Consider the following 9,774-nt stretch of genomic DNA (forward strand, 5'->3'; position numbering starts at 1 on the left):
TCTATCCCTTGGCGGCCCAATCGTAGCACACACGCGGCTGGAAGTTATCAGGCTTCATGCGGTGTCATCAGCTTCGCTTCTGGTACAATTTGGATTAAAGGAGTCGCCGCTTGAAGAAGCACATGCCGCTCGGTGAGTTCCTGGTCGCATACCTGCGCCGGATCGGTACCACCCACGTATTCGGGATTCCAGGCGACCTGGCGCTGCGACTGTTTTTCGCGCTGGGCCGCAAACATGATCTCAATATAATCACGATGTCGCATGAGCCGGGCGTCGGCTTTGCCGCCGACGGCTATGCCCGCGCGACCGGCAGGATCGGCGTCGTCTGCGTCACCTACGGCGCCGGCGGCCATAACATGGTCAATCCCGTCGCCGGATCGTTCTCCGAGCGCGTCCCGCTCTTGATTTTCTCGGGCGGCCCCGGCGAGGAGGAGCGCAAGCTCGGCACTCTCATCCATCACCAGGCCCGCGAGATCGATTCGCAGCTCCGCATCTACCAGGAGGTTACCTGCGCCTCGACGGTGCTCACCGATCCGCGCACCGCCGCGCAGGAGCTGCATCGCGTGGTTCGCACGATTTGGGAGGAGCAGCGTCCCGGCTATGTCGAGATTCATCGCGATATGGTCGGTCGCGTGATCGAAGTGCCCGACGAGATAATCGAATGGGACGGGCGCCTGCATTTCCGCGAATCCGATTCGCGCAAGGTCGAAGAGGCGGCGCGCGAGACCGTCGCGATGTTCAACGCGAGCCGCAAGCCCGTGCTCATCGCGGGCATCGAGATCCATCGCTACAAAGTGTCGGAGGAGCTGATCGAGCTCGCCGAGAAGATGGGCGCGCCGGTGTTCACGACCGTGCTCGGCAAGGGCGCCTTTCCGATGAACCATCCGCTCTACATGGGCGTGCATATCGGACCGATCAGCCCGCCCTCGATCGTCGCGCGGATGGATCAGGCGGACTTTGTACTCAACCTCGGATGCCTCAAGACCGATATGAACTTCGGCAATCGCCCGCCGCGCGTCATCCAGTCACGCTCGGTGTGGGCCGTCGATCGCAAGGTCGACGTGAAGTTTCACACCTACACCGACGTTGCGGTGCGCGATTTCGTGCGCGCGATGCTGAAAGAAAAGATTCGCCGTCACAAGGAGCGCGTGCAGTATGCCGACAATCTGCGCGAGGCCGCCGCGCGCAACGGCAAGCCGATCAAGGTCGGCCAGCTTCTCGCGACGGTGAATGAGTTCCTCGCGAGTCACACCGACTATCTCGTCGTCTCCGAGTCGGGCGATATGCTGTTCGGCGGACTCGATGTGCGCGTGCCGCATCGCAATGCCTACTTCGCGCAGGGCTTTTACGCCTCGATGGGATTTGCCGTCCCTGCTGCGATGGGCGCCCAGCTCGGCAGTGGATTGCGTCCGCTGATTCTGTGCGGCGATGGCGGCTTTCAAATGACCGGGCCCGAGATCTCGCAGGCGCCTGCGAAGGGCGCCAATCCGATCGTTATCCTGATCAACAATGGCGGATGGGGTATCTTCCGGCCCGTCGCCGAGCGCCGCGATCTGCTCGAGATCCCGCCCTGGCCATACGCACAACTGGCGCGCGATTGGGGTGGCGTGGGATTCGAGGCCACCAACGCCCAGGAGCTGCGCGACGCACTCGACATGGCGCATCAATCGAAGTCGTTCTCGATTATCGACGTTCACACCGAGCGCGACGATCTCTCGCCGATCACGCTCAAGTACATTCGCGCCGCGGCCAAACGCTCCGAGGCTCCCGCCGAGCGCGCGCATCGCACGGGTGCACGCCAATGAAGGAAGCGCTGGAGAAATACCACCACGCGCGTGCGGCCTTCCGATGGAACACGCCGGAGTATTTCAACTTTGGCACCACTGTCGATCATTTCGCTGGTGATCCGAATCGCGTCGCGCTCTTGTGGGAAGATCAGGACGGCCGCCGCGCGCGGCTGACATTCGCCGACCTGCGCCAGCAATCAAACCGTATCGCCAACGTACTGCATACGATGGGCATTCGGCGCGGCGATCCGGTTTTGCTCGTGCTGCCGCGAATCACGCTGTGGCAGGCGGCATACGTCGGCGCGCTCAAGCTCGGCGCGCTCGTCATCCCCTGCACTTCGATGCTGCGCGAGAAGGACCTAATCTATCGCGCCAATCATTCCGGCGCCCGCGCGATCGTCGCCACCACCGAGCACACCACGATGATCGCCGACCTGAAAAAGGAGTGCCCGGCGCTCGAGCATTACCTGCTCGCCGGCAGCAATCGCACCGGATGGACCGGGCTGCCCGAAGCGATGCAATCGGCGTCGGCCGAGTATCGCCCCGCGCATACGAAGTCGTCCGATCCCGCGATCTGTTATTACACGTCCGGTACCACTCGCGAGCCGAAAGCTGTCCTGCACAGTCACGCGTACACCTGGAGTCATCGCCACACCGGCCTTGACTGGATCGGCCTCCAGGACGGCGACCGGCATTGGACGACTTCCGACACCGGATGGGCCAAGGCGGCGTATGGCGTCCTCTTCGGCCCGTGGATGAACGGCGTCACGACCTTCATGTACAACGGGCGTTTCGAGCCGCGCCGCGAGCTCGAGCTGATCGAGCGCTACGGCATCACCTCCTTCTGCGCGCCGCCGACTGAGTATCGGATGCTGATCAAGGAGGACCTCGGCAAGTACAAATTTCCGGACCTGCGGCATTGCGTCGGCGCCGGCGAGCCGCTCAATCCCGAGGCGATCGAAGTATGGCGCGAGCGCACCGGCCATACGATTCGCGACGGCTACGGCCAGACCGAGACGATCATCCTGGCCGCGAATATGCCGGGGATCGAAATCAAAACCGGTTCGATGGGCCTGCCCTTCCCCGGTCACGACGTCCACGTGATCAACGACAAGCTCGAAGAATGCGCCGTCGATGAAATCGGCGAGATCGCGGTGCGCGTCACGCCGCATCGCCCGCCCTCGCTGTTCCTCGAATACTGGAAGAACAGGGAAGAAACCGAAAACGTGTTCCGCGGCAATTGGTATCTCACCGGCGACCAGGCGACGCGCGACGCCGACGGCTACTTATGGTTCGTCGGGCGCGCCGATGATGTGATCATCTCGGCCGGCTATCGTATCGGTCCGTTCGAAGTCGAAAGCGCGCTGCTCGAGCATCCCGCCGTGGTGGAATCGGCGGTGGTCGCCAGCCCCGACGCCGAGCGCGGCTCGATCGTGAAAGCCTTCGTGAAACTGCGGCCAGGAGTGGCGGGAAGTGAACCGCTAGTCATCGAGCTGCAGGAGCATTGCAAGCGAATCACCGCGCCCTACAAATACCCGCGCGAAATCGAATTCATGAACGAGCTGCCGAAAACGGTAAGCGGCAAAATCCGCCGCGTCGATCTCAGAAAGCGCGAAGAATCCCGCAAGCCTGGTTGAGCGACGCCGTAATTTACGGCTCTGCCAGGTATGCGCGCAGCCGCAGCACGCGACAGTTGCCGAACTTCCTGAGCGCCAGCATCGCATGGTCGCCAGTTACGATTGCGTCGGCAATGCCGGCCTGCGCGCATTCGAGAATTCGATCGTCTGGATCATCTTTGAGAATATTGATTCGCCCACCCGGTTCGACGGTTTCGCCAAGCTCCGCCAGTGACACGGCAAGTCGCGATAGTTGCTCGGCGTCGCGAGCGAATTCCCGCGCCGGCACCCTTAACAGTTCATCGATAATAGGCCGGGAGATCAGCAGCACATCGCGCCCCTCAGTGACGCGTTCCAAGGCGCGCAAAGCGTGCCCACCAGGAAATATCAACGCCGAGACCAGAATGTTCGGGGCAAAGACGACTCTCAATCGCGCAAATCCGCGCCACCGGCTGCCGCGGATACGCCGCGGCCGTGTCCCGTGAATGAAAGTTCCAAGGCGCGCGCAGCCGGTTTTCGGCGGCTAGATTTTTCCGCGGTTCGGCTTTTGATCGCGCCTGGCCTTGTAATCCGGATGCTTTTCGTTGGCGCGATTCCTGCTTCCCCTGGATGAACGAGCCTCCTCGTTTTGTCGTCTAACTATCAGGCTCGCCGCGAAATACCCGGAGCACTCTCTATGCGAACAATCAGCAACACCTGGCAGGAAGATGCGATTCTTTGGCTGCACCATCGCGCCGGCGAAGTCTCGGCGCTTACCGCCGAGGACGAGCCCGGCAAGCCCGCGCTCAAGGCCTGCGCGCGGATGCTGGACCTCGTGCGCCGTCATATTCCGGCCGCCGATGCGCCGATCGACATCGACGTGACCCCCGACCACGGCATCGAGCTCGAATGGATCGGCGAAGGCAAGGGCCTGCGCCTCTGCGTGCTCGCCGACGGCGCGATCGAAGTCACCAAACTCGTTGAAGGAATTACTGTCAACGAGTTTTCTCTCGATCATCCCGACTGGCGCCTCGGCCAGGCCTTTGCGTGGTACGAGAATCCCGACGAAAACGATCTGCGCGGCCTGCGATTTCCCGGCGCACTCGCCAGATAATCGGACTCCGCAGTCCAAATCTCCCCTTCGCTCGGTTTGCCCGGCCTGACCCGCGCTCGCGCGGCCTTCAACTTCAGGTAGTTGTTCCGCCGTATGCGCGTGCGATAAGCTGCTCCGGCCCGCTACAGACGCACATTATGGCATCCAACAAGGACCGGCTTGCTCTCCTGGAGCACCTATCCTCGATCGGCGGCGAGCATTCGGACGACCTTCGCGACACCCTCGATCGCGTGGTGGCCGCAATTGCAGCCGGCATGGAGGCCGAGGTCTGCTCGCTTTACCTCTTCGATCCGCAGCGCGAGCGCGTCGTGCTGCGCGCCACCGTCGGTCTCGATCGCGAATCCGTCGGCCGCGTCTCGATGAAGCTCAAGGAGGGCCTGGTCGGCTTGGTGCTCGAGAACGAAGAGGCGCTCTGCGTTCCCGACGCGATCAGCCATCCGCGTTATAAGTATTTTCCCGAGACCGGCGAGGAGCGCTATCACACCTTCCTCGGCGTGCCGCTTTTCGATGGCCGGCATAAGCCGCTCGGCGTGCTGGTCACCCAGACCCTGGAGCGGCGCAAGTTCACCAAGGGCGAAATCCGTCTGCTCGCCACCGCCGCCAACCAGGTCGCACAAATCCTGCGCCACTTCCGCCTGCGCGAGACCCTCGCCACGCGCGAAAAGGAGCGCGAGGAATATCGGCGCCGGATGATCGAGGCGAACCGCCAGCTCAAGGACTACGAAAAGGTCGGCGGCACCGCGCGCGTCGCTGCCCCCGTCAAGGTGCGGCGCCCGCGCCTGGTCGGCCTCGCCGCCTCGCCCGGATTCGCCCAGGGCGCCGCGCACGTCGTCGGCACCTTCCTCAGCACCATTGATCGCAATCAGCGCTCACGCGACGCCAAGGTCGAACTCAAACGCCTCGACGATGCGATCGGCCGCTCCAGGAGCGAGCTCGCCGCGCTCAAGGCCCGGATGGCGCCGCTGATGCCCGAGGGCGAGCTGCGCATCTTCGACGGCCATAGCCTGATTCTCGAGGACGAAGAATTCGTCGGCCGTATCCGCCAGGCGGTGCAGGACGGATGGGCGGCCGAGAGCGCGCTCTTCCGCGTGATCGATGAGCTGAGCGCCTCGATGCTCGCGGTTGCGGACAGCTATTTGCGCGAGCGCGCCACCGATTTTCGCGACGTCGGTCATCGCGTGCTGCGCCATCTGCGCCAGGACGACAACAAGAGTTCCGCGTTCAGCAAGCCGACAGTGCTCGTCGCCGAGGAGCTGACGCTTTCGCAGCTCACGCTCGTTTCGCATGAGCGGCTGGCGGGAATCGCCCTGCAATCGGGCGGCGTCACCTCGCATGCTGCCATTCTGGCCCGCGCCTTTGAGATTCCGACCGTGGTCGGCGTCGAGCATCTGATGGAATCGGTGGTCGAGGGTGACCATCTCGTCCTCGACGGCAACTCGGGCGTGGTGTACGTCAATCCCGGTCCCGAGATCGAGCGCGATTACACCAACCTCGCGCGCCGCTATGAGGCCTTTAAAAAAGACCTGCTCGCCGACGATGACAAACCCGCCGCCACGCGCGACGGCCACAAGATCATGCTGCTCGCCAATATCGCGCTGCAGGCCGATATCGCGCTGGCGCTGCGCTACGGCGCCCAGGGCATCGGTCTCTTGCGCTCGGAGTTTTCATTCCTCACCTACGAGGATTTCCCCGACGAGAATCAGCAGTACAAGTTGTACACCCAGATGTTCGAGGCGGTCGGCAAGCGCCCGATCACGATTCGCACCCTCGATATCGGCGCCGACAAGTATCCGCCCTACCTGCGCGTCCCGCGCGAGGAAAATCCCTTCCTCGGATGGCGCTCGATTCGGATCTCGCTCGAGATGTCGGGCCTGTTCAAGGTTCAGCTCCGTGCGATCCTGCGCGCCGCGGCGCGTTACAACGTGCGCCTGCTGTTCCCGATGATCTCCAGCCTCGAGGAGCTGCGCCGCGCCAAGGAAATACTCGAAGAGGCGCGCGCCGAGCTGTTCAAGGAAGGCCTCGAGCACAATCCCGATATCGAAGTCGGGATCATGGTCGAAGTGCCGTCCGCGGTATGGCTCGCGCCGCGCCTGGCGCGTGAGGTCGACTTCTTTTCGATCGGCACCAACGATCTGATCCAGTATCTGCTCGCCGCCGATCGCAATAATCCCAAAGTCGCCCATCTTTACGAGGCGCTCCATCCGGCGGTGATCTCCGCGATCTCCGAGGTCGTCAATGTCGCCCGTGGAACCGACAAGGAAGTATGCATCTGCGGCGAGATGGCATCGGATCCCCTCGCGACGCTACTATTGATTGGGATGGGGCTCGATGAACTGAGCTTGAGCCCGCTTTTTATCCCCGTGGTCCGCAAGATCGTGCGCGAGGTCGACTATCAGACCGCGCGCCTGGTCGCCCGCGAAACGCTTCAGATGGCGAGCGTACAAGAGATCAAGGGTTACCTCGTCGAAAGGTATCGCGATTTGGGTCTGATCAACCTTGTTGAAATGTATCGGTAAGCGGAAATTCCCTTTGATTACCGCCAATTTTTTTTCTTGTCCGATCGGTCAGAATGAAAAGCTAAATCTTGACTTTACCAGTCGGGATTAGTTTACTCTGACCGAGCGGTTAGAAGTGCCGCGCCGATCAATCCATTGGGGTGTGATGGGCCAGGAGTGGGACGTTAATGGTATTACTTGTTTGCCTCGCAATCCTCAGCGTCGTAATCGGCGTCGCCGCAATCGTGCTCTATCGCTTGATAGGTACCGATCGTTATGGCGGCGACCGACCCGTCAATGCCCTCCAATTGACCGCCAGCGAAGCCGCGATGCGCGGCGCGGTGCGCAAGCCTGAGCCTTGCCGCACGGTCAGAATCTACTTCATCAAGCCCTCCCGCTACGACGAAGAGGGCTACGTTCAGTACTTCCGCTACGGCGTTCAGCCGAACAATACCCTCACTGTTCTGGCCGCGCTCAACGACGCATTCAACAAGCGCTACACCCAGGAGCGCAATGTCTACCTTGAAACGATCATCTGGGACGAGATCTGCGACGGCGCCGTCAGCGCCGATTCCATCAAGGCGATCGTCGAAAAGGCGCACGAAGACGGCGTCGAGCTTCTCATCGGCCTGGCCGGCGTGCAGTCCAATCAGTACCCGCGTGGCCGTGACCTTGGCCTCCAGTTCGTCAAGCTCGGCGTGCCCACCATGATGGGCGGGTTCCACGTCAGCGGCTATCCCGAATCCTGCAAGTTTCTCAACGAATGCGGCATCACGACCGTCGTCGGCGAAGCGGAAAATATCTGGGAGAGCGTCGTCGAGGATTTCCTTGCCGGCGAGCTCAAGCTGAATTATTCGGTGACCCAGGGAATCCGCGCCAAGACCGGCAAGGACGATATCATCGTCCCGCTCATCACCGAGTCGCTCCTGCCCTCGCTCGACGATCGCTACCTGTCGCGCTTTTTCAATATCTCGATGACGACGCTCGATACCTCGCGCGGATGCCCCTTCACCTGCTCGTATTGCAGCGTGAAAAACGTCATGGGCCGCACGATGCGCTCGCGCGAGCCCGATCGCGTGGTGCAGTGGGTCCGCGATGCGATCCAGAATCACGGCATCGACACTCTGTTCCTCGTCGATGACGACTTCTTCCGCTCGCCGCGATGGGAGGAAATTCTCATCGGCCTCGGCGAAGTGAAGAAGGAATATCCCAAGCTGTCCTTCATGATGCAGGTCGACGTCGATGCGTCCTGTTACGCGAATATCGCAGACGGCGAGACCGAAACCGCCAAGCATCGGCGCAGCCGCCGCTTCACCGAGCTCGCCGCGGCGGCGGGATGCTACCAGGCCTTCGTCGGCATCGAGTCGCTCAATCCCGACAACCTCAACTTCGCGACCAAGTATCAGAACACCGACGATCGCCAGCACAAGCTGAAGCTCGAAGCCGCCCGCGCGGCCGTGATCAACAAGTACCGGCGCGTGGTCGATAACTGGCACAAGGTCGGCATCGCCGTGCACGCCGGCTACATGCTGGGCTTCCCCTTCGACGGTCCCGACTGCGGACGCGTGGCGGCCGACACGCTCAAGAAAATCGGCTTCGATATCGTGTCGTTCTTTATCATGACTCCCCTGCCCGGCACCGAGGACCAGGTGCGCTGCGCCAAGGAAGGACTGATCGCCGACTGGGACTTCAACAATCTCGATTCGCAGCACGTGACGCTCAAGCACGACTTGCTCGACAAGCACAGTTGGATGGAAGCCTATCGCGAGGCCTTCACCCGCTTCTATTCATTCCCGCGGATGATCAAGAACGTGCTCACGGTATGCGGCGGCAAGGGCCTCAGCCTCGAATCGCGCAGGGCGATCGCGGTCCAGTTCGTGTACTACTTCTTCAGTTACCGCCAAGGCCGGCATCCGATGGTCGGCGGTATCTGGCCGATCAAGCGCCGCGACATCCGCCGCATGGTGGTGTCGGACGAAGAAGCGCGCCGCTACTACCTCGGCCGAATCGGCGCAATCCTCCGCGGCGACGGCAACGACTTCGCCGCCGCCCCCGCTTAAGCGGACTGTCACATCGAAACGCGAAAGCGCCGGCGCGACAAAATCGCGCCGGCGTTTTTTTGTCCAGAAAAAAAGCAGCCGCGGACCGTCGGGCTCGCGCGATCAATGGACGGGCAAGGACGCCCATCCCACTACGTTCTCAGTCAATAAAATGAAAAAGATCGGCATCCCGAGCAACGTCGAGGGATCTTGGAGGCCCCCAAAAGGGCCGGTGCCAGACATCGCGCGCAGTGCTTTCCTTTGACCTCTGCCTCACCGCCCATTGAGCGCGTCAACAAACGCCGGACCACCAAACACCCGCGTCACCGCATCCTGCATCGCAGCATTCAGCGCGCGCTGGGCCAGTCCGCCGCCAATCACCGACTCCCCGCTCTTTCCCTCGCCCGTAACCCGCTTGTCATACGCCACCCTCCCGTCAGCAGTGGGTTTGAAAATCCTCGCTCTTGAACGGGCGCTGCGTCTGCGATCCGTCTGTGTGATAATGAACGCATGGCCGAACGACTCAAGAAGCGTCCCCGCGATCCGCTCGCGTTAGCCAAGCTCATCGGCGACATCGCGACAGGCCAGACGACAGATAAGACGCAAGACTCGCGCAATCCAGCCGCCGTCGAGCTTGGACGGCTGGGCGGAAAACAGGGCGGAAAGGCGCGCGCGGCCAAGCTCACGCCAGAACGGCGGAAGGAAATCGCCCAGAAAGCGGCGCAAAAACGCTGGTCGAAATGA

Annotated in this window: 8 protein-coding genes; 6 read left to right on the plus strand and 2 right to left on the minus strand. The window is 62.0% G+C overall.

Annotation, left to right across the window (positions count from 1 at the left end; all coding sequences use genetic code 11):
- Positions 1–110: 110 nt before the first annotated feature.
- Both VMA09_12385 and VMA09_12390 read left to right on the plus strand, forming a co-directional pair.
- The gene (locus tag VMA09_12385) at positions 111–1,805 is read left to right on the plus strand and encodes a thiamine pyrophosphate-binding protein (protein ID HUA34398.1); all 1,695 of its coding nucleotides are present in this window, start codon (positions 111–113) and stop codon (positions 1,803–1,805) included.
- On the plus strand, positions 1,802–3,424 hold the full coding sequence (locus VMA09_12390) for an acyl--CoA ligase (GenBank protein ID HUA34399.1): 1,623 nt from the start codon (positions 1,802–1,804) through the stop codon (positions 3,422–3,424). Before VMA09_12385 ends, VMA09_12390 begins: the two co-directional genes overlap by 4 nt.
- Positions 3,425–3,437: 13 nt before the next feature.
- Here VMA09_12390 and VMA09_12395 read toward each other — a convergent pair whose 3' ends face one another.
- Complete coding sequence (locus VMA09_12395) at positions 3,438–3,833, minus strand: putative toxin-antitoxin system toxin component, PIN family (GenBank protein ID HUA34400.1); 396 nt, start codon at positions 3,831–3,833, stop codon at positions 3,438–3,440.
- Between the two features lie 246 nt (positions 3,834–4,079).
- On the opposite strand from VMA09_12395, the gene VMA09_12400 reads away from it, so the two are divergent.
- From VMA09_12400 to VMA09_12410, 3 genes are all read left to right on the plus strand, one after another.
- Positions 4,080–4,496: a hypothetical protein gene (locus VMA09_12400; GenBank protein HUA34401.1), complete on the plus strand. Its 417-nt coding sequence runs from the start codon at positions 4,080–4,082 to the stop codon at positions 4,494–4,496.
- A 137-nt stretch (positions 4,497–4,633) separates the two neighbouring features.
- Complete coding sequence (ptsP, locus tag VMA09_12405; GenBank protein HUA34402.1) at positions 4,634–7,012, plus strand: phosphoenolpyruvate--protein phosphotransferase; 2,379 nt, start codon at positions 4,634–4,636, stop codon at positions 7,010–7,012.
- 167 nt (positions 7,013–7,179) lie between these two features.
- Positions 7,180–9,051 carry a radical SAM protein gene (locus VMA09_12410; GenBank protein ID HUA34403.1) on the plus strand — a complete coding sequence of 624 codons (1,872 nt, stop codon included), beginning with the start codon at positions 7,180–7,182 and terminating at the stop codon, positions 9,049–9,051.
- Positions 9,052–9,303: 252 nt separating this feature from the next.
- On the opposite strand, the gene VMA09_12415 is transcribed toward VMA09_12410, so the two are convergent.
- Positions 9,304–9,459, minus strand: a complete 156-nt coding sequence (locus VMA09_12415; GenBank protein HUA34404.1) for a hypothetical protein — start codon at positions 9,457–9,459, stop codon at positions 9,304–9,306.
- Between the two features lie 81 nt (positions 9,460–9,540).
- Between VMA09_12415 and VMA09_12420 the strand changes: the two genes are divergently transcribed.
- Positions 9,541–9,774 (plus strand): hypothetical protein, encoded by a 234-nt coding sequence (locus VMA09_12420; GenBank protein ID HUA34405.1) that lies wholly within the window; start codon positions 9,541–9,543, stop codon positions 9,772–9,774.

The organism is Candidatus Binataceae bacterium (assembly GCA_035508495.1).
Taxonomy (GTDB): domain Bacteria; phylum Desulfobacterota; class Binatia; order Binatales; family Binataceae; genus JASHPB01.